Below are 20,887 nucleotides of genomic sequence, written 5' to 3'. Positions count from 1 at the left end.
GCCGAGAACGGAGACACCCCATGTCGAAAACGGTGGCCGACGGCCTGTGGGAGATGCTGGTCAGCGCGGGCGTACGGCGCTGCTACGGCATCGTCGGCGACGCACTGAACCCGGTGGTCGACGCGATGCGCCGCAACGGCCAGGTCGACTTCGTGCACGTGCGCAACGAGGAGTTCGGCGTCTTCGCCGCGGTCGCGGAGGCGAAACTCACGGGGCATCCGGTAGCCGTGTGCGGGACGGCAGGCCCAGGAGTGGCACACCTGATCAACGGCATGCTGGACGCCCTCAAGGAGAAGGTGCCCGTCGTCGTCCTGGCCGGCGACACCGAAACCGGCCTGATGGACAGCGAGACCGTCGAGGAGCTGAACCCGTACCGGTTCTTCGCCTCGGCGGCGGTCTACGTGGGCCGGCTGGTCAATCCCGGCCAGCTCCGCACCGTCGTGACCTCCGCGGTGACGGCCGCGGTGACCCGGGGCGGCCCCGCGGTCGTCGCACTGCCCGGTGACGTCGCGGCGGCGCACGCGCCGAAGGACCGCTACGAGATCCGGCTGCCCCGACCGGTACGCGCACCGGCCGGAGCGGAGGACCTCGCCGCCATGGCCGAGTTGATCAACGAGGCGGGCACGGTGGCGGTCTTCGGCGGCCAGGGCTGCGCCGGGGCGCACGCGGAGGTGACGGCGCTGGCCGGGAAGCTGGGCGCACCGGTCGGCTACTCCCTCAAAGGCAAGCAGTTCCTCGAACACGACAACGCGAACGCGGTCGGCATGACCGGTCTCCTCGGCTACGGCGGCTGCCATCACGCGCTCCAGCACGCGGACGTGCTGCTGATGCTCGGCACCGACTTCCCGTTCAGCAGCTTCCTGCCGCACGGTGGGACCAGGATCATCCAGGTGGACCACGATCCGGAACGGCTCGGCCGGCGCGTACCGGTGGACGTGGCCGTCACCGGCGACGTACGGACCACCGTGGCCGCGCTGCTGCCCCTGGTCGAGCCGAAATCCGACGGCGGATTCCTCGCCCGCTGTGTGGAGGAGACCGAGCGGTTCCACCGCAGGATGCGGCACTACGCGGAGAGGGGGCCGCGGATCAGGCCGATCAGGCCGGAGTACCTCGCCACGGTCCTCAGCGACCTCGCCGCCGACGACGCGCTGTTCTTCGCCGACACCGGCACCCCCGTCATCTGGGCGGCCCGGCACATCCGGTACGGGCCGAAGCGGCGGCTGCTCGGATCGTTCTCGTGGGCGTCGATGGCCACCGCCTCGCCCGGCGCGTTCGGGGCACAACTGGCCTTCCCCGGACGGCAGACGATCGCCCTGTGCGGCGACGGCGGGTTCACCATGCTCGCACTCGGCGACCTGCTCACGGAGGTACAGCGCCGACTGCCCGTCGTCCACATCGTGCTGAACAACAGCGGCCTGGACTTCGTCAAGATCGAGCAGCAGGAAGCCGGATTCGTCCCGTTCGGGACCGACTTCGCCAACCCGGACTTCGCCGCCGTCGCCGAGGCCATGGGCGCCAAGGGCATCCGCATCGAAGACCCCGGTGACGTGGCGGACGGCCTCGCGGCCGCGCTGGCCCACACCGGCGGCCCGGTCGTCGTCGACGTCCTCGTCGACCCCTACGCCCTCGCCGTCCCCGCCCACGTCCCCGTCGGCACAGCCGCCGGATTCACACTCAGCGCGGCACGGCAGATCCTCGCCGGTCGCCTCGACGACGTCATCGACACCGCCACGCACAACGCCCGGATCGTCTGAACGGCCGCCCAGTCGACGAAGGAAGAGGCACCATGACAGACAGCCACGACTCCGTGCCGGACGTACCGGACGCGACATCCGGCGGCTGGCGCGAGATCTACCACGGCGGATCACAGGAGGCCGAAGAGGCCCATTTCCGTGACCTGGCGGACGTCGTCGTCGGCGTCCAGCGGACGAACAAGCGGAGATCCGGCTCGCAGGTTTCCCGTCGTACGTTCCACGCCAAGATCGTCGTCGGTGTGGACAACGCAGAACTCGCCTTCCGGACCGATCTGCCCTCCGGCCTTCAGGCCGGAGACTTCACCGCCGGAGCCCGGCTGCCGGCCATCGTCCGGCTGTCGAACGCCAGCGGCACTGTCCGGCCGGACGGAAGCCCCGACCTCCGCGGCGCGGCGCTGAAGCTGACCCTCCCCGATGGCGGCGTGCACGACCTCCTCTTGACCAGCTATCCGGTCTCCCACGCCCGCGACGCCACCCAGTTCGTGGAGATCGCCAGGATCGGCGCCGGTCCCAAACTCCTGTTCCTGCCGCGGATGCTGGCGAGGCTCGGCCCTTCGGAGACCGCACGCGTCCTCAGCAATCTCAGACAGGCCAACCGTCCCTCGGCCGGCCTGGCCCTGGAGTCCTATTGGAGCCGCGGGGCCGTCCTGTGGGGCGACACAGGCCCCGTCAGGTTCCGCCTCAGCCCACTCGGCCCGCTCGGCAGCCCCGCCCCGCATCCGGACGGGCCCGACGCTCTGCAGACCGACTTCGCCGCCCGGCTGAGCGACTCGCCGGTCCGGTTCGCCCTGCACATCCAGAAGTACGTCAGCGAGAGGCTGACCCCGATCGAGGACGGGGCGGTCGAATGGAAGGAGAGCGACTCGCCCTGGCTCGCCGTGGCCACCTTGACGATTCCCGCCCAGAACACCCTCGACCCGAACGGACGAACCACCCGAGAGCGCGTCGACACCCTCGCCTTCAACCCCTGGCACGCCCCGGCGGCGTTCCGCCCCCTCGGCAACCTCAACCGTGCCCGCCGCACGGTCTACGCGGCCAGCGCCAGGGAGTGGCACGCCCGGTAGCGGGTGCGCCGCGTCCCGACCCGGCCGGACAGGCGGCTGCGCCCGGCCGCCAGAACGAGGAGAGGGCCGGACTGCGGCCGAAGAACCGGAAGCAGCCCCGCGCCCTCCCGTCCACTGAACAGAAGGCCACTTGACCAGGTAATTCACCCGCTTTGGGAGTTTTCCCCGGATGCGTAGTCTCGCGTGCTCACGGGGATTCCCGGCCTCATGTGGGCTGGATCCGTTCCGGCCGGGGGCAGTGGTCAGGCAGTGGCGGGGCGCGGTTCGCCGTGGAAGACCTGGCGGGTGTGCCAGTCGCGGTGGGTGGCGGCGACAGGGCGCACGCCTGGCTTGGGGGCCGACGAGTGGGCGGCTCGCGAGGGCTATGACATGGTCGCGGGCGGCGGGGCTGTGGCCGACGAAGCGTTGCGAGACCAGGATGCGTTGGCCGTCTCCGACGCCGAGGACGCCCTTGTCGAAGAGCCTGTGGTGCAGGGAGCACAGGCAGAGGCCGTTCTCGATCTCGTCGGGGCCGCCGAACGCCCACCAGCGCACGTGGGCGGCCTCCAGCCCGACCGGTACCGCGCCGATTCTGCCGTCGTACCCGCAGAAGGCGCACCGGTACTCGTAGGCGGTCAGGACCAGCTGCCGCATCTTCCGGTCCCGCTGCCTGCGTACGGATGAAAGCCGTTCGGCCTCCGCCGGTTCCAGGTCCAGGCCGACGGCTTCGCACGGTTCTCCGTGCAGGGAGGGTGGGAAGTGCAGGTCGAGCAGCAGGCGCGCGATCCTGCCGAGCAGATCCGGTTCGCGGCGCAGGGCCGCTCTCAGGGCCGGGGCGAGCCGGCCGGTGGCGCCCGTCTCGCGCAGGTCCCGCACCCCGCTGCCGGGCTGCAGCCCCCTCGGTGTCTCCGGCCGCAGTGCGGGGAACTGTCCGGGTGATCAGGTGGCGGCGGCCGGGGGAGCGCCCGTGCCGGCACAGCCGGTGGACGCACCGCCGGCTGTGCTGAGGGAGCGTGTGGGGCGTCAGCTGGTGGTGAAGTAGTGGCCGGCCTCCAGGTCGGAGATCAGGCCGGGGTGGACCGGCTGCCAGTCCAGCAGCTGCCTGGTGTCCGCGTTGGGCATGGTGATGTCGAGCGTGATGAACGGGAAGCCCTTGAAGTGTTCCGCGGCCTGCTCGGCGGGGATGCTCACGGCCGGGACGTTCAGGTGGCGGCCTATGGTCTCGGCGATCTCGCGCACCGTGATGCCCTCCTCGGTCGCGGCGTACAGCTGGGACCCTGCGGGAGCCCGGTCCAGCGCAAGCCGGAACAGGCGGCCGACGTCCAGGGTGTGCCCGGCGGCCCAGCGGTTGGCGCCGTCACCGACGTAGCCGGACACGCCCGTGTCGCGAGCGATCCGGATCAGCCTGGGGATGAAGCCGTGCCGGTCCCGCGCGCTGTGGGTGACCGGTGGGACCGCGACCAGCATGGACCGCACGCCCTGCTCGGTGAACGCGGCGATCGCGCGCGCGACGGCGGAGCGCGGGTTGGCGTCGATCACCGCGTCGCGCTTCGGGTCGCCGGTGGGGGTCAGACCGACGCCGATGAGGGTCCTGTCCGTGCCGGCCAGCGCGTCGCCGAGGGTACGCACCACGGCGAGGTCGGCGGTGGCCGCAGCGGCGAAGTCGTGGGGGGACAGGGCGTCATGGTTGAACGCGAGGTGGATGACCGCGTCCGCGTCGGACACGGCCTCGCGCAGACCTTCCAGGTCGGCGGTGTCGCCGCGGCGTACCTCGGCACCCATGGCTTTGACGGCGGCGGCCGAGGCGTCGGACCGTGCCAGGCCGACGACCTTGTGTCCGGCCTGGATCAGTTCGGGCACCACGGCCGATCCGATGTGCCCGCCGGCGCCGGTGACGATTACACGCATGAGTAGCCCTCCCAGGAATGTGCCACTCCGCCCGGACGGAGCGAAGTGATGTGACTCGGTACCATCACCCTAGCCCAAGTGATGGTACTAAGTAACGTCACTTATGCTTTCCGCATGGCTCGATGGGAACCGAACGCGCGGGAACGGCTGGTGCATGCCGCACTCGACCTGTTCACCGAACAGGGCTACGAGGCCACCACCGTCAACGAGATCGCCGATCTGGCCGGCCTGACCAAGACCACCTTCTTCCGGCACTTCTCCGACAAGCGGGAAGTACTCTTCGCCGGCCAGGAGATACACGCCCGGCTCCTCGCCGACGCGATCACCGAAGCGCCCGGCCCGGCCACGCCCCTGCAAGCGGTCGGCGCGGCCGTCGACGCCCTCGCGGACACCTTCACCGACGACCGCCGCGAGTTCGCCGCCAGGCTCCGCTCGGTCATCGCCGGTAACAGCGAGCTGCAGGAGCGCGCCGCCTTCAAGCGCGGCAAACTGGCCAAGGCCATGACGGACGCCCTCCACAAGCGAGGCGTACCGGAACCGACCGCGAGTCTCGCCGCCGAACTCGGCATCCGCGCCTTTCACCACGGCTTCGACCAGTGGGCGGATGTGGCCAACCAGCAGACGCTCACCGAACTCGTACGCCACACCCTCGACGAACTCCGAGCCGCGACAGCTGCACTCGTCCAGGAACCGCCCACGATCATCTGACTGGCCCACGTCCATTCCGGGCCGCTGGGGCGAGCTGAGGGATCGGTTGCCGGTCACGGGGTGCCGGTCGGCGGTTCGCTTATCGCCCGTCAACTGTCGGTTCGACACGGAGCGGCCGTCTCGACCACTTCGACGAGGAGGCCCGCGCCCGGATACGCTCCCCGACGAGGTACAGACACTCCGGCCGGCCTCCGGTGTGCCGGTGATTCACCTGATCCGTACCGCCTTCGACACCGAGGGGCGGCCCGTCGAGGTCCCCGACACGGTCATGGCGGCGGACGCCTACGTGTTGTGGCCGGTGTGCTGGATGGGATGAGCAAGGCAGACAGCAATAGCGGGCGGCGCTTGCCGTTCTACTGATGGGAGGCCCCTGCGGGGAGCACTGGAGCAACGTACGCGGTCCGCCGCTCGATTGCGGCGGTGTTCCTGGCCGCTCAACTCGGGCCGTGACAGCGGTCACCGGAACCCTGACCGCCACGAAGAGTTCCGGTGCCCGAGAAGCGCGGGCTGTCAGTCGTCGTCCTCGTCGTCCGGTTCGGACTCCCGGGTGAAGGCCAGGTCGAGGACGTAGCGTTCGTCGGCGGGGCACTGGGACCAGGCGTGCTGGATCTGCTCCAGGGACCAGTCGTCGGTCATGCTTTTCAGGATCTCGTCGTAGTAGGCGGACGCCGCTTCGCGTCCGGACCACCACGCGTAGCCTTCGTACACTCCCGGGCGGGGCAGGGTCATCTGGCCAGCCGGGCCCAGAGTCAGCTGGTTGACGACGAGGATGCCGGTCTCGGACTCGATACTGACCGGAGTGTGGCCTTCGGCGTCGGCGGGGGGCTCGGGGGGCGTGTCCCAGACGCGGACGGTGACCTTTACGTCGATGTCGGGCTGGCGGCTGAGCAGGTACAGGTGGTAGCCGTTGCCGGCTACCACCTGTACCTCCGCGGCTGCCATGGCTGCCTGGTCACCGAGGTAGGCGTCGGCGTCGTAGACCTCGACGACTCGGCGGTCGGGGCTTGCGGTGACGCTGTACTCGGCGAGGAGTGCCATGAAGTGCCTCTCTGTCAGTCAGTGATCTTCAAGTAGAAGGCGTCGCCGTCCAGGACTCGGTTGGCGCTGTACATCGCCAGGATCATGTTGCCGCCGGCGTTGTTGTCCGTCCCCGTGATCAGGAGGACGGAGTACCGGTTGTCGCCGTTGGTCGGTCCTTCTCTCGTACTGGCGAAGGGGTACTCGTCGCACTTCAAGCCCGACCCGGAGTAGTCGTCCCACACCTTGTTGCGTACGACTCCTTCGGGAACTACGACGCCCTCACCATCGGGCCGAACCCTCGCCTTCGGGCACGGCGCGGCGGACCGTGAGACCCAGCGGAGCCTGGGCGACCGCTTCACTCTCTCCATCGCCTGGAACGACCAAGGCCGGTTCACCGGCCAGACACTCACCACCCCCAGCACCGAACACCCGCAGACCCACCGGACCTACGCCTATCGCAGCCATGGACACCTCACCTCCGTCACCGACCAGCACGCCGGCTCCCGCACCTTCACCCTGGACCAGGCGGGCCGCGTCACCACCGTCCAGGCAGCGGACTGGAATTCTCGGCGTCCCATGCTGTAGCGCCAGGTCTCGGGCTTGCGTGACAGCCGCGTCTTGTGCCTCAGGATGGTGCGGCCCGCTGCGCCGTATTCGTAGCGTGTGCCGTCGGCGTGGGTCAGGCGGGTGCCTGCGTATGTGCGCGTGCCACGGGTTTCGGAAACAGCCCGCTATCTCACTCAGGACCCGCTCGGACTCGACCCGGCGCCGAACCCCGTCGCCTACGTCGACAACCCGCACACCCTGTGCGACCCGATGGGACTCACGCCCTGCGACGAGGCCGACGTCACCTGGGGCGGTCGCGTCCGCTACGGCACACCCGGACCCGGCGGCCGAGCCACCGGAATGGAAGCCACCATCGAACCCGACATGACCGGAGGAAAAACCAACCCCCAGGTCAACGTGCCCGGTTACGAGAAATACAAGAAGCTCAACAAAACCCACCTGCTCGGTGCCCAGATAGGCGGCTCGAACAAGGATCCCCGCAATTTCGTCACCATGCACCGATTCGCCAACTCTCCGGTCATGCGAAAGGGCGAGGACCAGATCAGAGGCGCCGTCGACCGAGGCGAGACCATCGAATACACGGTCACACCCGTCTACCGGTCCAACGACCCGAGCGACGTCATACCCGTGGGACTCACCTTGAGCGCCTGGGGCAGCAACGGTTTCAGCTTCACCCCTACGAAGGCGGCAGCGCCGCAAACGCCGTCACTATCCTGAACGTACCCAAACCCAAGTAGGGCGCACAGAAAGGATCCCGCTTTCATGCACCCCGCCGTGGAACGGCTCTCCGAGCTCATCCCCCCAGCCACGCCACATCGCGCCCGCGACTGGGCGGCAGCGGAGCGGCAACTTGGTACGCCGCTGCCCGACGACTACAAGGAACTCGTCGAGACCTACGGAGGCGGCGTCTTCGACGAGGCCATCTGGCTTCTGGACCCCCATTGCCCCGACGAGGACTACAACCTCCGGGACCAGGCCGCGGAGCGCACCGGAATCCTCGCCCACCTGTGGCAGACCGAAGCCAGGCCGGCAGAACTCCAGCACCCCGACACACAAGTCCTGCCATGGGCCTACGTCGAGGAAAGCGGCATGTACCTCTACTGGCTACGGCAACCGGGGCAGAAGCCGAACGACTGGACGGTCATCCTCAACGAAGGCCGAGGCCCGGAATGGGAACACCACACCAGCCAGTGCGCCCCCTTCCTGCTCGCCGTCCTTACCGGGGAAGCCGAGACCGAGTACTTCCCCGACCTGCCCCTGGACAGCCACAGCTTCGACTCCAACGACGACATCCTCGAGTAGCCGCGACAGGCGTTCCCCAAGCCGCACCGCCGCGTTTGACACCCACTGTCAACCAGACGGAGCGCAGGGACCGACGGGCGCGTGACCCGTTGGAAGGAGACCGGAGAGAAGCCCGGCCCCGTCATGGTCTGGACGCCCAAGCAGAACGGCGCCCTCCTCGACGGCGTCGCCGAACACCGGCTCTACCCGATGTTCCACCTCATGGTCTTCCGCGGCACCCGACGCGGTGAGTCCTGCGGCCTGCCCTGGCGCGAGACCGACATGACCGCCGGTGTCGTCCACATCAGCGAGCAGCTCGTGGCGGCCTACTACGATGTCTGGGAGCACACCCCCAGGAGCGACAGCGGCGCCCGCACCATGCGGCTCGACAGCCACACCCACGAGCTCCTGAAGTTCTGGCGGCGGCGCCAGCAGGCCGAGCGTGCGGAGTGGGAGGAGAAGCACCGCAAGGAGCCGAAGAAGTACAGGCGTACGTCGATTCCGGCCGGGTCTTCACGTGGGAGGACGGCCGCCTGGACCACCCGGAGTACCTTTCCCAGGTCTTCAACCGGCTGATCCAGAAGCTTGGCCTGCCTCCGATCCGGCTTCACGACCTCCGCCACTGCGCCGCGACGCTTTCCCTGGCGGTCGGCGTCCACATGAAGGCCATTCAGGTCCTGCTCGGGCACCATGGTCGGCCCAGCAGAGATCGCGCCCGAAGCCGCAGGTGGGGCGTGCGGCCCACACGCAGTGTCCCAGTGTCCCCACCAGGCACGAAACGGGCCCCTCGGAGATCACTCCGAGGGGCCCGTTCGATACTTATGACCTGTTCAGACCTGGTGTCCCGGCAGGATTCGAACCTGCGACACCCGCTTTAGGAGTTCGATCTACACCCGCCCCCGGGGCCGTCGTCGGCTGGTCCGACGGTCGCCCGGGGGTGCTGCTGTATGCCGCCGGCCGGCCTTGTTGATGTCAGCGTTGGATGTCACCGAAACAGCGCCGGAACTGGGCAGACCTCCAACGGATCGTCTGGCCGGTCCGCCCACTGCCACCATGTGTGCCGATCCGCGTATCGCCACAACGCCCGGCAGGTCCGTCGGCCGTCGTCGTCCCGCCCGGCAAGTACCAGGCCGCCAGACTCCATAGGCCGGCGGCACTCTGGACAGGCCGGGACGTCGTTGGTCATGGGGCGCACCCTAACTGAGTGGCCTCTTCGTCCCGAAGCAACTTCGGTGAGGCCAGGGGTGCACCGCTTGTCGATGTCGGGGAACTCCACCGCGCCTATTCTTCTGCCTCACACGCTAAAGACTGTGGTGGTTCGCGATGTTGCCGAGGTTGGCACTCCGCTCAACGGAAACACCCCGTTGATGTCCGCTCGACCGGCGAGAGATCCTTACCCCACGGGTCCCTGCCGTGCCGCACCACGAACCGTGCGTCCATCCTGCCGCTCCGTCGCGTCGCGACCGCAGTTCCCCGCTCTCGCCGCCTCAGGCCTCGTTTGCCTCCTGACTTGGGCGAACGCTGCCGAGGTCCACCATCTCGGCGGCGATCACGGCAAGGGTGTCCTGGAGTCGGCGGACGGCATCCTCCGCCTCCCTGTATTCCTCAGGACTGGGGAGGACAGTGCCGAAGCTGCCGCCATGGTCGGCTGGCAAGGCGCGCCGGCGCAGGACCGGTTCGAGCGCGTTGAGAGCGCCGGAGAGAAACCAGGCCAGACGGCCGTGAGTACGCGCGAGGGAGATGGCCAGGACGGCGAGAGTTTCCCGCAGGTGTTCGAGCCGCTTGATCTGCGGCAAGGCCTCCTGGACGTTCGGCGGGCCGACAGCGTCGCGCAGGCCGGCTTCGGTCTCAAGGGTGAGTGCGCGGTCGCTCGGCTGCAGTTTCCACACCTGGCCTTGGATCTGCTGCTCAGCTTCCTCGGCTAGCACTGCGATGATCCTGCGCATGTCCATGCAGATCATCCTAAGGAACGGGCTTAGGCGTGGTGTTACCTCTCGATGCGAACTATGGGCGGGGCGTTCGCTGAGATCTACCAGGCACCTCAGTTGGGTGCTTAAGCCCGGTGGCGGGCGTCCGGAGACGCGGAGGTTGCTGTACTGGACGGGACAGCATGACGGCTGGCGCTTGCGCGATCATGAGCACATGGACTCGTGGACGATCAAACACTTCTCCCAGGCCAACCCGGCGGGAACCGGGCAGGATGACGTGCCTGCGCTGCTCCGTAGAGTCGCAGACTCCATCGAACGCCGCGGCTCGATTCAAGTTCAGGATCTCGTCATGCATACGGAGATCACTGCGGACGGCCCTTGGCCGAGCCTCACGGTGTACTTCCACGACGCCGCAGACTGATCGGGACTTCCCCCGGAGCGCTTTGCACTTCGTCCCTATCAGGTCGATCACATTACCCCTGGGGCTGGACCGATCCCAGCCTGACGACGGTCTACCGTCCGCTGAGGTCCGCTCCCAGCATGTGGGACTTGCCGGTGCCAAAGTCGCCGATCAGGCAGAGCGGCTGGCGCTTCTTGATCCACTCGCAGCTGGCCGGGGTGTGGATGGTGGCCGGGTCGATGTTCGGGTTGGCGTCGAAGCCGAAGGTCCGCAGCGACTTCTCCCGCGGGAAGCCCGCAGCCTTGATCCGCCTCTCCGACCTGCGGCGGGCCCGGTCGTCGCACTCGGCCATCAGCAGCTCGGCAAGGAAGCCGCGGTAGGTCATCTGGTCCTTCATCGCCCGGTCGGCGATCTCGGGGAACTCGGGGAACTTGTTGCGAATGCTCGGCAGCCGCAGCATGCGGCAGGCGGAGTCGATGGCGGCGTCGGCGGCCTGCTCGGTCAAGCCGCACTGGCGGGGCAGCGTCACTGTGCTTCTCCCTCTCGGTGGTCACCGCCGCTGACGCGACGACGTCGGAGCAACTGGTCATAGGGGACACCGAAGGCAGCGGCCTGGTGTCCGGCGGGAGATGAGACAGCTTCCACTCATGCAGGGACGTCACGTTCGCCGGCGGTTTGCCGAACGACGGCTGGCCTGCCGGGACGGGTTCGGTCTCGGCCTGGGCAGCCTTGCGGGCCTCGAGTGCGACTGCGTCAGCGGTCATCGCCCCGGCCCGCAGGGCTGCGGCCAGGCCAGCGACGATGTGCTCATGCGGGGACCGGGGTGACACGCATCTTGGACTGGACCGGCTGCACGCCTTGCGGTTCCTCCCGCATGCCGACACCGACTGGCGCCGGCCGGGCCCCGCCGAGGTGTGGGCCCCGATGGGCCGCCGATGCTGCGTAACCTCGGCCGCGACACGGTCATCGTCACGGGAACGCTTACCAACTACTGCTGCGGCACCACGGCCCGGCAGGCATACGAACGCGGCTACAAGGTCGTCTTCGGCTCCGACGTCACGGCAACCGACGACGAGTCCCGGCAAGAACCTGAACTCGCAGTCTCGCGCAAGGGGTTCGCCCTCGTGCTGAGCGCAGAAGAGATCACCAACCGGCTGACCTCAGTCACCCCGGCACGAGAGGACCAGTAGCGGGCGAACGTTGCCTGATGCGGCACTAGTGGTCTGCGACTCATCCCCGGTTGACCTGCCCAGCCACCGCCACCCACCACCCTCCCCAGCTCCCATCCCGTCTGCCGTCGACCCACACACCGGGGAGCGGGCGTGGTCCATGGCGTCCAGGTGGAGCGCGCCACTGCACGAAAGGCCTGGACGCCAGGGGCCGCGTCTGCTCGGCTTTGCCTGGGTCGACGGCAGACGGGATGGGAGCTCCCCGCGCACGCCGCACTCGGCCGGCACTCGCGAACGGCGCCCTCTCCGGACGAGACGCTCGACTTCCTCGCTGCCTCCCGCAAGGACTCGTTGTACGCGGCCTTTGTGCTCGCCATTGCCATGGGCCTCCGCCGGGGAGAGGTCGTCGGTCTTCGGTGGTCGGACCTCGACCTCGACAACCGGGTCCTCTACGTCCGCCACCAGGTCCAGCGCCGCCGTGGCGTCCTGTACGACGACGATCCCAAGAGCCGCCGTCGCCGTGCCGTCCCGCTGCCCGCCCTCTGCATCGCGCCCCTTCGCTGGCATCGCATGCGGCAGGCAGCAACTCGGGCCAAGGCGGGGGAGAGGCGGCAGGACTCGGACTACGTCTTCGCCACCCGCACCGGCCGCCCCGTCGAGCCGTGCAACCTCTACCGCTCCTTCACCCGCGTCGCCGAGTCCGCCGGTCTCCGCGTCATCCGGCTGCACGACGCCCAGCACGGCACGGTCACCCTCCTCACGGCGGCGGGGGTCGCGCCCCGCGTCGTGACGGAGACCCTGGGCCACTCTCAGATCAGCATCACCATGGACGTGTACACCCACGTCGTCCAGGACACGCAGCGCGAGGCCATGAGCCACATGGACCGGCTGCTCAGGAGGCGTCGCGGTCGTCAGTGACCGACCACGTTGATGTCAGAAGTAGATGTCAAAGGCCCCGGACCATGATCGGTCCGGGGCCTTTTGCCTGGTGCCCCCGGCAGGATTCGAACCTGCGACACCCGCTTTAGGAGTGAGATCGAATCCTTGCCGGGCGGTGCTCGACGCTGCCGCGGGGTGCTGTTTTGCCTGATCAGCGCCCCGCGTCCTTGTGCTCAATCCCGCTCGTTGACACCTCGTGCCGGACTGTCCGCTCACGCATCGCTCACGCGCCCGGGGATTTACAAGGAGCTGGTTAGCCGCGCTGACGCAACTGTTGGACTACCGGCACCACAGCCAAGCAGAGTAGTGCGGTTCCTCCGAACGCTGCACCTGCCGAGAGCAGAGCCCCGGAAGCTGGGGTGCCGTCGAGGACCTTGAGGAATCCGACGCATACCGCGACAAGGGCAGAGAACAGCACCATGACCAGCAGCCAGGGAATCCAAGCATTGTTCGTGGGCTCGGAGGCCGACGTTGGGGGAGGGATTGTCGGAGCGGACGATTGGTGCCGGACGTTCACAGCGACGCTTCTTTCTCGAATCGGCGGCGAGGGAAGGTGCCAGGGCTGGGTTCGGTAGACGGGCCCAGCAGTGCAGCGGCCAGGACGGTGCGGGTGCGCCGCACTGAGGCAGCGACGGCCAGATGCGCGCGGTCCAGCTCGTCAAGGCCGTTCAGCGCGGCCACGATTTCCTGCTGCTCGGCCAGCTCCGGCAGCGGAATCCGCATCGACCCGAGGGATTCGGACCGGAGCGACGGTGCAGCGGTGGCGGCGGCCCGGTCCCGCATCCAGGCGACGGACTCGTCCAGACACATGTAGTGGAGCAGGTACTCCGGCAGCAGCCGGTCCTCCTGCTCCTCGGGCACACGGAGCCGGATGACATTGGGGCTCATCAGCCAGCCTGCCTGATGCTGTTGCACCAGTGCTGGCGGAACGATCGCACCGGAGCGGACACACACGATGTCCTTGTGCCGTAGCTCGAAGTTCCTCAGCCGGCGGGCCGTCTCCTCTGTCACCCGCTCGTCCGCATCGTCACTGATACGCCGGTCTTTCAGATGCCGTGGGAAGACCACGGGAACCGGGCCGTGGGTGCTGCGCTGCTTCTTGCCGAGCTTGGAATAGGACGGTCCGGCCTGGATCTCGCACAGTGAGTCGAGGCTGGCCATCGAGGCCGGCTGGTCCCTCCGGAGCAGCGGTCCATGGTCCCCGACGTACGGGAGCTGAGCGGCGGCGTCCTGTATGCCCCTCAGGTGCTCTTCGGCGTCGCTCAGCCGCTCCCGGGCGGACACGAGCTCCTGCTCGATGCCGCGCTCCTCATCGCTCCGGCGTTCGACATGGTCAAGAGGGTTGAGCGAGTAGTCGCTGCGCCGCAGTTCTTCCGGGGATACCAGGGCGGCGGGCACGTAAGGCTTCGCGGTCGTCGTCCCCAGGGGAGATGTAGCCCCTACCGCGTTCCTGTGAGCGCGGTAGGCGTCGAGAAGAACTTCGGCGTCCAGGGCGCTGAGGACCCGACGCGATCCGTTCTTCGCTCCCATGCGCCGTGCGTCGAGGAACAATGTGCCATCGCATGGGTTGTCGGGGTGGCGCAGTATCCACACCGAGACCGGTACGGCGGTGCGGGTGAACAACTGGGCCGGCAGGGCGATGACACAGTCGACGACGCCGCTCTCCACCAGATTCCGCCGGATGACTCGCTCGGCCTTGTGACCGGAGTTGCCTGATTTGTTGGGCATGATGATCGCGGCTCGGCCCCGCTTGCGCAGCTTGGCCAGGCAGTGCTGGACCCAGGCAAGGTTGTCGTTGTCGAGCGGCGGAGCCCCGTACGCCCACTGCCCCTCGTGGCGCTCTTCGCGGCCGGGGTCGCTCATGTTGAACGGCGGGTTGGTGAGCACGATGTCGAACGATTCCAGCGGGGCCCGTCCCGGGCCGTCGTGCCAGGGAGCTGCGCGCTTGAGGTCGAGAGCTGGGGGGACACCATGAAGAAGGAGATTCATGGTCGCCAGTCGCCAGGTGTCGGCGCGCCGGGTCTCGCCGTACGTGCGCAGCGTGTCCTTGCGTGGCAGACCGTCCTTGTCCACGGCGCAGGCGGCCATGGCCTCGATGAGGAACCCGCCGTCACGGGCGTAGGGGTCGTAGACGGACTCCGGTTCCCCGGGACCGAACTCTGAGCAGGCCAGCCGCGTCATCAGCCGGACCACAGGGCGAGGAGTGAAGAACTCGCCGCTGCCCAGCGCGGCTCGTTGCTCATACTCGTCGAGGATGAGCCCGAACACGTCCTCGGTGAGGCGGCTCATCGCGTCCACGACGTTGCGAAGGTCACGAGCGGTCCGCGGCTCCAGGCGCTCCAACGCCTCCTGCATGCTCGAATGGACGCCGAGGCCACGCATGTCCTCGTCCGCCGCGCGGCCGACGTCCCGAAGTAACTGAGCTGCATCGTCAAGACTGTTGAGGGCGCGGGCGCGGGCGGCCAATGTCTCGAAGCGGTCCGCGGCGGCGCCGCGCAGGTAGTGGAGGCAGAGCAGCAGGTTCAGATAGTCGAGCACGCTGGCCGCGCCCCGTACCCGGTCGACGAGGCTGCCCATGAGATCGGTTACGATCCGCCGGTTCTCGGGGCGGGGTTCATCGACAGCGCCGGTCGGCATGCGGTATGGCGACCCGGTGCCGAGACGGTGCTTTGTCGCGCCGGCTGGGGGCTCCCCGACTTCTTCCCCCTTCCGGGCACGAGTCCCGTAGGTGGTGCCGACGGGCTCTCCTGAGGTGAGCCGCCCGGACGGCACCGGCCGCCGGTCCAGCCAGTCCATGATTTCCGACCGTCGGAAGTAGTCCTGTCCGTTGGAGCGCCGCGGCGAGGGGAAGTCGGTCTCCTGTCTTTCCCAGGCTGTTACGGTCGGTCGGCTTACGCCTGCGAGCGTGGCAATCTGCGCTCGTCCGAGCAGCGGATCCTCACTGGTTGGCGGATACGACATGAGCGTAGGCCCCCTTCAACTGCGCCATGGGCAGTGGTCGATGAAGAGTGAGCCTAGAGGCGCACGACTCTGCGAGCCAACTGCGCACTTGGAGTGCGCAATCGTCTTGGGTTGTCAGAACCAGGGTTTCGTGAGGTGTCGGCCCTTTGGTTACCGCTACGGTCACCGTCTCGGAGAACGTGACCGCCGCGTAGCTGTCCTGAAGGGGGTGTTGGGGCCATCCTGCTCGCTCGCGCGACGCGTGGCGGGGTCCGTCAGGCCCCTCGCCGGACGAACTGTCCTTCGGTCGGTGCCAGGCCCCTGGGGATCAACTTCGGGGATACTCCACCACTCCTCGATCACCATCATGGCCGACACGCCGCAGCCAGGCTTGTACCGCGCGTCTCTTCTGTGCATCTGGTCTACTGCCGGCGATGGTAGACTGTGAGAAAGTTGGAAAGTTGGAGAGTCGCAATTTAGCTAAATCCTGGGTAGCCTGAGTAGCGAAGGAGACATGGAAGGTGAGAGTGGGAGGTCATCCATGGCTGCGGCTACGTTCCAGGCCAGCGTGCGCGACAAGGGGCAGCTGACGCTGCCTGCGGCCGTACGCGAGGCGCTGGGGGTCTCCCCAGGCGACGAGCTTGAGTTCGAGATCAACGACGCCGGCATCGTCGAGGTTCACGGGCTGAGGAAGATCCGCACCGATCAGGCGTGGTTCTGGGCGGAGCGGTGGCAGGCGGGCGAGCGTGAGGCCAGCGAAGACATCGCGGCTGGGCGTACAACCCGTCACGAGGACGTGGACGGCATGTTCGCGCACCTCGACAAGGAGAGCTGACCCCGACCCACCTGGAGACCCTATTGCCGACTTTCGCGACGACTGCCCGCTTCGACCGCGACTTCAAGAAGCTCCTTCCGCAGGAGCGAGAGCGGTTTGAAGACACCGTCCGGAACAAGTTCGTACCGGATGTTGCGACTGGGCAGTTTCGGCCCGGCCTCCGGGTCAAGCCGGTCCAGGGAGTCAGGCTCCCTGACGGCGAGCGTCCCATCATGGAAATGACCTGGGCGCCTGACGGGCGCGCCACCTGGCAGTACGGAGATGAACTCCGCGAAGGTGAGCCGCACGTTATCTGGCGCCGGGTCGGTGGACACGAGATCTTCGATCCCGGTCCCGCCTGAGGAGCCGAGAGCGGCCCACCTGGTACACGTGGTGGGCCGCCCTCGTGTCGCCCCGCCGGGGTTCGTGTTGCCGAACGTCATGGCGGGGTCTTCAAAAACGAAGCTGCAATCGCGGCGGTAGCCCGCTCGTACCGCGCACCCGTGCCACCTCGGAGAACACCACCGCTTCCGAAGCGGTGTCCGAGTTCCATAGCACGGAGATGCCCGACTCGGAGTTCGAGTCGGATGATGCTGATTCGTTGGAAAATGATTGGGAGATCAACTCCCCGTCCGCTCACGCAAACGGCCCCGGACGAGGCGTCCGGGGCCGGGTAGAAGCCCTCCCTGGGGAAGAAACCCCAGGTCAGAGCCGTAATACGTTGTGCCCCCGGCAGGATTCGAACCTGCGACACCCGCTTTAGGAGAGCGGTGCTCTATCCCCTGAGCTACGAAGGCGGGGTGGTGCGCGGCTGTAAACCGTAGGCGTCAGCGTACCGGATTCCGCTGGTGGGGTGTGGGGGTGTCAGGACAGTGGGATCCGGGTGAAGCGGGTGGCGGTGTGGAGGTCGGTCTGGATGGCGTTCGCCGTGGTGCGCAGGGCGGGGAGGAAGTCCGTCACGCAGTCGTCCAGGGTGCGGCGGGCGGCGTGGGTGGCGACGTTCAGGGCTGCGATCGGGCGGCCTGCCCGGTCTCGTACCGGTACCGCGATCGAGCGCAGGCCCGACTCCAGTTCCTCGTCCGCCAGGGCGTACCCGGGCGGGGCGTCCGGGGTGAGCAGGGCTCGGCCGAGTGCGGTGTGCGTGGCGGGGAGGCGGGTGCCGACCGTGATGTCCACGGTGAGGACCCTGCTGGTGGCCGCCACCGCGATGTACTGGATCTCCTCCGGGGCGCTTCCCGGGACCGAGACCGCCAGTGCCGTCGGCTCGTTCAGGTGGTCCGCGAGGGCGCGCAGGTGCGGGGCCACCAGGCGGGCCAGGGTCGTGCGGGAGAGGGGCGGGTAGCCCAGGGACAGTACCCGGGGGGTGAGGGCGAAGGTGCGGTCCTGTGCCGTCACGAGGCCCAGGTGCTCGTACGTGATCAGGGCGCGGCGGGCCGTCGCCCTCGCCAGGCCCGTCGCCTTGGCCACGTCCGTCAGGGTCAGGACCGAGCGGCCCTCGCCGAAGGCCGTGAGGACCGTCAGGCCCCTGGCGAGGGACTCCACGAAGTCGCGGCCCAGTTCGTGCTTGGACGCGGTGGTCCAGGTCGCCAGGTCGGCGGGGGGCGGGCCGGGCTCCGGGGGGCGCGCCTCGCGCAGTTCCCGTTCCATCGCTGTGACCGCCGTGCGCAGGCGGGGGAGGAGGGTGTCGCGCAGGTCCGCCGCGGTGTGACGGCTCGTATGGCTCACCACGCTGGCCACGCACGCCGGCCGGCCGGAGGCCGGGTCGCGGACGGGCACGGACACCGCCACCAGGCCCGGTTCGATCAGCTGGTCGTCCAGGGCCCAGCCGTCCTGGCGGGCCCGTTCCGCCCGGGACACGAAGTCGTCCTGACCGCCGGGACCCCTGGGCGGTACGGCCGGGAAACCCGCGTCGGTGGGATCCGCCGTGCGCCGGGCGCGCCATGCCGTCCACTCCGGCTCGGTCCACTGAGCCGCGAACAACGGGCCGGGTGCGGTGCGTTCGGCCGGCAGCAGGTCGCCGATGCGGAAGCTGACGGACAGGGCTCGGCGGCGGGTGGCCTGGTGGATGAAACGGATGCCGTCCCCGTCGGCGACCGCCAGGGACACGGACTCGTCCAGTTCGTCCGCCAGCGCGTCGGCGTGTGCGTCGAGCAGGGCGGGGAGGCGGAGGGCGGCCAGGTAGGCGTTGCCCAGTTCCATCACCCGGGGCGTGAGCACCGCGTCCCGGCCGTCCAGACGGACGTACCCCGTGCGCGCCAGGGTCGCCGTGATCCGGTCGACCGTGGAACGGGCCAGGCCGGTGCGCCGTTCCAGCGCGCTCGCGCTCAGCGTCCCGCCCGCCCCGGTCAGCGCCTCCAGCACCGCGACACCCCGGATCAGCGGGGCGACCGCCTCGGCGGGCGGCTGCGCTTCGTTCCCCGCGGAGCAGGAGGACGGAGGAAGAGGGGACGAGGAGTGCGGGGAGGGCGGGGAGGGCGGGGAGGGCGGGGAGGGCAGGGGGGTGGCGGCGGTCATCGGCTCTCCGGTACGGCCGGCCGGCGGGGGGCGGCGCAGGCCTCGTTCAGGGCACGCCTACCGTAAACCGTGGTCCCTTGGGCTGGGACGAGCCAGGAGGTGGCGTGCGGGGTCGGGCCCAGGAGGTGGGGCCCACGATCCTGCCTACCCCCGGATCACCCGCACCCGGTACCCCCCGTCCCCCTCCACCCCCTCCACCCGTACCTCGATCTTGTGTCGTGGGTCCTTGAAGGTTTCGCCCGGGCCGAACGGGGCGTCGGATAGTTCCGCCTGGACGTTGGGGCTGCGGGTGCAGCCGCCGCTGTCGCGGTGGGCGTCATAGACCTTGATGGGCCCGCGGCCGGTGTCGACGTTCGCGTCGACCTTGTAGATCAGGACGCCGGGGCGGCAGACCTCCTCGTCGTTGCCGCCTTTGGCGCGCACTTCCAGGGCGTAGCCGGTGCGGGCGTCGACGGGGACGAAGACGAGTTTGCGGCCGCCGGTGCGGGCCAGCGGGGTGAGGGTGTAGTCGGCGGTGCCCCGGGCCGCCGCACAGCTGACCTGGTCCGCGTCCAGCCAGCCCAGCTTCCACTTGTGCCAGGCGAGCAGGTCGTTGTCGGCGCCCCAGTCCTCGCTCATGATGTCCCAGTGCCCCACCGCTCCTCCGCCCTCCTGGGTGTAGAGGTCGGGCAGGCCGAAGACATGGCCGTTCTCGTGGGGGAGGACCCGGTAGCCGGTGCGGGCGTAGGAGCCGGAGCCGTCGTCCTGGCGGGAGTACACGAAGGACGCGTTGGCGACCGGGACGCCGTCGGCGACGGGGGCGTCGCCGTTGCCCGCGAAGGTCACCGACAGGACGGTGTCCAGGGCGGACGGGCCGGCGTTCGGGGTGACCAGCACGTTCAGGAGGTCGTACGACCGGAAGTCCACGTCCGGGTCGGCGGCGGCCACGATGTCCTGGACCAGCTGCCGGTAGCCGGGGTCGAAGGGGGCGCCCCGCTCTATCCCGTAGGCCTTGAACGGCTTGGGCATCCGCAGCCAGTGGTCTACGGGCGCCTCGGGCCGGTAGTCGAGCTTGCCGTAGGAAGCCGTGCGGAACCATTCCTGGGTCTGCGGGAAGAACTCGGCGTAGCGGTCGAGCGCGCTGCCCTGGCCGGGCGCGTCGGGGAAGTCGACCATCAGGGTCAGGGCGTGCACGGTGCCGGTGGAGCGGGAGTAGCCGCCGGGGGTCGGGATGCCCTCGGTCATCTGGACGTTGTGACCGCCGCTGAGCAGGCAGGGGCTGTAGGCGGCGGAGCGGGCCAGGGCGAACGGGCCGGCCCCGGCCGGTGTGGGGGCCGTCGTCAGGTGCCCGGTGCCCGCCGAGGTGCCGACCACGAGGAGCAGTGCGGTGAGGGCGGCGAGGCAGACCGCACGGCGGTGGCGGCGTATGCGGTCGGCCGCGGGTATTCGGCGGTTCGAAGAGGTCCGGTGGTTCGCGGGTGTTCGGCGGTCCGTGGAGGTCCGGGGGTTCGCGGGTGCTCGGTGGTCCGTGGAGGTCCGCGGGTCCGTGGAGGTCCGGTGGTCCGTGGAGGTCCGGGGGTCCGTCGAGGCCCGGAGATCCGCGGAGGTCTGGCGTTTCGCGGAGGTTCGGGGGTCTCTGGGGGGCCGGGGGTCTCTGGAGGGCCGGTGGTCCGTGGGGGTTCGGCGGTCCCTGGCTGGCTCGCGGTCCGCGGATATCCCGGCGCCCGTGGGCGTCCCGCCGTTGGTGGCCCCCCGGCGGCCCTTGGGAAGCCGCAGGCGGCGGTGGGCGGGTCCTCGGCGGTGCGTGGGGGTGCTGCGGCTCACGGGGTTACGGCGGCCGGGCTGCTGCGGCTGCATGCATGGACCTTTCGCGCCACGGCAGCCGCCGGTGTCAGGCTGCACCCTTTCGATCACCCTGTGACG

General features: G+C 69.0%; 16 protein-coding genes, 1 tRNA gene and 6 pseudogenes. 13 read left to right on the top strand and 10 right to left on the bottom strand.

Annotated elements, in window-relative coordinates:
* Positions 1-20 precede the first annotated feature (20 nt).
* Positions 21-1,754 (top strand): thiamine pyrophosphate-dependent enzyme, encoded by a 1,734-nt coding sequence (locus tag AB0G52_RS09700; RefSeq protein ID WP_132891536.1) that lies wholly within the window; start codon positions 21-23, stop codon positions 1,752-1,754.
* A 32-nt stretch (positions 1,755-1,786) separates the two neighbouring features.
* Positions 1,787-2,818 (top strand): hypothetical protein, encoded by a 1,032-nt coding sequence (locus AB0G52_RS09695; RefSeq protein WP_361335368.1) that lies wholly within the window; start codon positions 1,787-1,789, stop codon positions 2,816-2,818.
* Positions 2,819-3,060: 242 nt separating this feature from the next.
* On the opposite strand, the pseudogene AB0G52_RS09690 reads toward AB0G52_RS09695, so the two are convergent.
* Both AB0G52_RS09690 and AB0G52_RS09685 read right to left on the bottom strand, forming a co-directional pair.
* A pseudogene (locus AB0G52_RS09690) lies at positions 3,061-3,685 on the bottom strand (phosphorothioated DNA-binding restriction endonuclease); the annotation flags it as partial.
* 135 nt (positions 3,686-3,820) lie between these two features.
* Positions 3,821-4,705, bottom strand: a complete 885-nt coding sequence (locus tag AB0G52_RS09685; RefSeq protein WP_361335365.1) for an SDR family oxidoreductase — start codon at positions 4,703-4,705, stop codon at positions 3,821-3,823.
* 114 nt (positions 4,706-4,819) lie between these two features.
* Between AB0G52_RS09685 and AB0G52_RS09680 the strand changes: the two genes are divergently transcribed.
* The 3 genes and pseudogenes from AB0G52_RS09680 to AB0G52_RS09670 all read left to right on the top strand — a co-directional run.
* Positions 4,820-5,413, top strand: coding sequence for a TetR/AcrR family transcriptional regulator (locus AB0G52_RS09680; protein WP_132891533.1), 594 nt, complete (start codon positions 4,820-4,822; stop codon positions 5,411-5,413).
* A gap of 119 nt (positions 5,414-5,532) precedes the next feature.
* Positions 5,533-5,729, top strand: a pseudogene (locus AB0G52_RS09675) (UTRA domain-containing protein); the annotation flags it as partial.
* Between the two features lie 56 nt (positions 5,730-5,785).
* Positions 5,786-5,863, top strand: a pseudogene (locus AB0G52_RS09670) (hypothetical protein); the annotation flags it as partial.
* 60 nt (positions 5,864-5,923) lie between these two features.
* On the opposite strand, the gene AB0G52_RS09665 reads toward AB0G52_RS09670, so the two are convergent.
* On the bottom strand, positions 5,924-6,451 hold the full coding sequence (locus AB0G52_RS09665; protein WP_361335362.1) for a hypothetical protein: 528 nt from the start codon (positions 6,449-6,451) through the stop codon (positions 5,924-5,926).
* Between the two features lie 14 nt (positions 6,452-6,465).
* Positions 6,466-6,675: a NucA/NucB deoxyribonuclease domain-containing protein gene (locus tag AB0G52_RS09660; RefSeq protein ID WP_361335359.1), complete on the bottom strand. Its 210-nt coding sequence runs from the start codon at positions 6,673-6,675 to the stop codon at positions 6,466-6,468.
* A gap of 4 nt (positions 6,676-6,679) precedes the next feature.
* Here AB0G52_RS09660 and AB0G52_RS09655 point away from each other — a divergent pair, with 4 nt between their 5' ends.
* The 4 genes and pseudogenes from AB0G52_RS09655 to AB0G52_RS09640 all read left to right on the top strand — a co-directional run bounded on the left by AB0G52_RS09655 (position 6,680) and on the right by AB0G52_RS09640 (position 8,857).
* Positions 6,680-7,018 (top strand): hypothetical protein, encoded by a 339-nt coding sequence (locus AB0G52_RS09655; RefSeq protein WP_361335356.1) that lies wholly within the window; start codon positions 6,680-6,682, stop codon positions 7,016-7,018.
* A 135-nt stretch (positions 7,019-7,153) separates the two neighbouring features.
* Positions 7,154-7,737: pseudogene (locus tag AB0G52_RS09650) on the top strand (DNA/RNA non-specific endonuclease); the annotation flags it as partial.
* Between the two features lie 25 nt (positions 7,738-7,762).
* The gene (locus tag AB0G52_RS09645; protein WP_361335353.1) at positions 7,763-8,302 is read left to right on the top strand and encodes an SMI1/KNR4 family protein; all 540 of its coding nucleotides are present in this window, start codon (positions 7,763-7,765) and stop codon (positions 8,300-8,302) included.
* 81 nt (positions 8,303-8,383) lie between these two features.
* Positions 8,384-8,857 carry a hypothetical protein gene (locus AB0G52_RS09640; RefSeq protein ID WP_361335350.1) on the top strand — a complete coding sequence of 158 codons (474 nt, stop codon included), beginning with the start codon at positions 8,384-8,386 and terminating at the stop codon, positions 8,855-8,857.
* Positions 8,858-9,768: 911 nt separating this feature from the next.
* On the opposite strand, the gene AB0G52_RS09635 is transcribed toward AB0G52_RS09640, so the two are convergent.
* Entirely contained in the window at positions 9,769-10,233 is a 465-nt protein-coding gene (locus AB0G52_RS09635) for a hypothetical protein (RefSeq protein ID WP_361335348.1), read from the bottom strand.
* Positions 10,234-10,423: 190 nt separating this feature from the next.
* Between AB0G52_RS09635 and AB0G52_RS09630 the strand changes: the two genes are divergently transcribed.
* Positions 10,424-10,630 (top strand): hypothetical protein, encoded by a 207-nt coding sequence (locus AB0G52_RS09630; RefSeq protein WP_361335345.1) that lies wholly within the window; start codon positions 10,424-10,426, stop codon positions 10,628-10,630.
* Positions 10,631-10,745: 115 nt separating this feature from the next.
* Here the strand turns inward: AB0G52_RS09630 and AB0G52_RS09625 are convergent.
* Positions 10,746-11,138, bottom strand: a pseudogene (locus AB0G52_RS09625) (ATP-binding protein); the annotation flags it as partial.
* 406 nt (positions 11,139-11,544) lie between these two features.
* Here AB0G52_RS09625 and AB0G52_RS09620 point away from each other — a divergent pair.
* Entirely contained in the window at positions 11,545-11,799 is a 255-nt protein-coding gene (locus AB0G52_RS09620) for an isochorismatase family protein (RefSeq protein ID WP_361335342.1), read from the top strand.
* A gap of 288 nt (positions 11,800-12,087) precedes the next feature.
* A pseudogene (locus tag AB0G52_RS09615) lies at positions 12,088-12,696 on the top strand (site-specific integrase); the annotation flags it as partial.
* A gap of 534 nt (positions 12,697-13,230) precedes the next feature.
* On the opposite strand, the gene AB0G52_RS09610 reads toward AB0G52_RS09615, so the two are convergent.
* On the bottom strand, positions 13,231-15,678 hold the full coding sequence (locus tag AB0G52_RS09610; protein WP_361335339.1) for an N-6 DNA methylase: 2,448 nt from the start codon (positions 15,676-15,678) through the stop codon (positions 13,231-13,233).
* A gap of 520 nt (positions 15,679-16,198) precedes the next feature.
* Between AB0G52_RS09610 and AB0G52_RS09605 the strand changes: the two genes are divergently transcribed.
* Entirely contained in the window at positions 16,199-16,492 is a 294-nt protein-coding gene (locus AB0G52_RS09605) for an AbrB/MazE/SpoVT family DNA-binding domain-containing protein (RefSeq protein WP_361335336.1), read from the top strand.
* A 703-nt stretch (positions 16,493-17,195) separates the two neighbouring features.
* Here the strand turns inward: AB0G52_RS09605 and AB0G52_RS09600 are convergent.
* The 3 genes from AB0G52_RS09600 to AB0G52_RS09590 form a co-directional block, all read right to left on the bottom strand.
* A tRNA-Arg gene (locus AB0G52_RS09600) sits at positions 17,196-17,268 on the bottom strand.
* A gap of 67 nt (positions 17,269-17,335) precedes the next feature.
* Entirely contained in the window at positions 17,336-18,985 is a 1,650-nt protein-coding gene (locus AB0G52_RS09595; RefSeq protein WP_361335333.1) for an IclR family transcriptional regulator C-terminal domain-containing protein, read from the bottom strand.
* A 144-nt stretch (positions 18,986-19,129) separates the two neighbouring features.
* Positions 19,130-20,410 carry a M6 family metalloprotease domain-containing protein gene (locus AB0G52_RS09590; RefSeq protein WP_132891983.1) on the bottom strand — a complete coding sequence of 427 codons (1,281 nt, stop codon included), beginning with the start codon at positions 20,408-20,410 and terminating at the stop codon, positions 19,130-19,132.
* Between the last annotated feature and the right edge of the window lie 477 nt (positions 20,411-20,887).

The sequence above is a fragment of the Streptomyces sp. NPDC021562 genome, from assembly GCF_040640875.1.
Taxonomy (GTDB): Bacteria; Actinomycetota; Actinomycetes; order Streptomycetales; family Streptomycetaceae; genus Streptomyces.
This window is presented reverse-complemented; position numbering and strand designations above follow the sequence as displayed.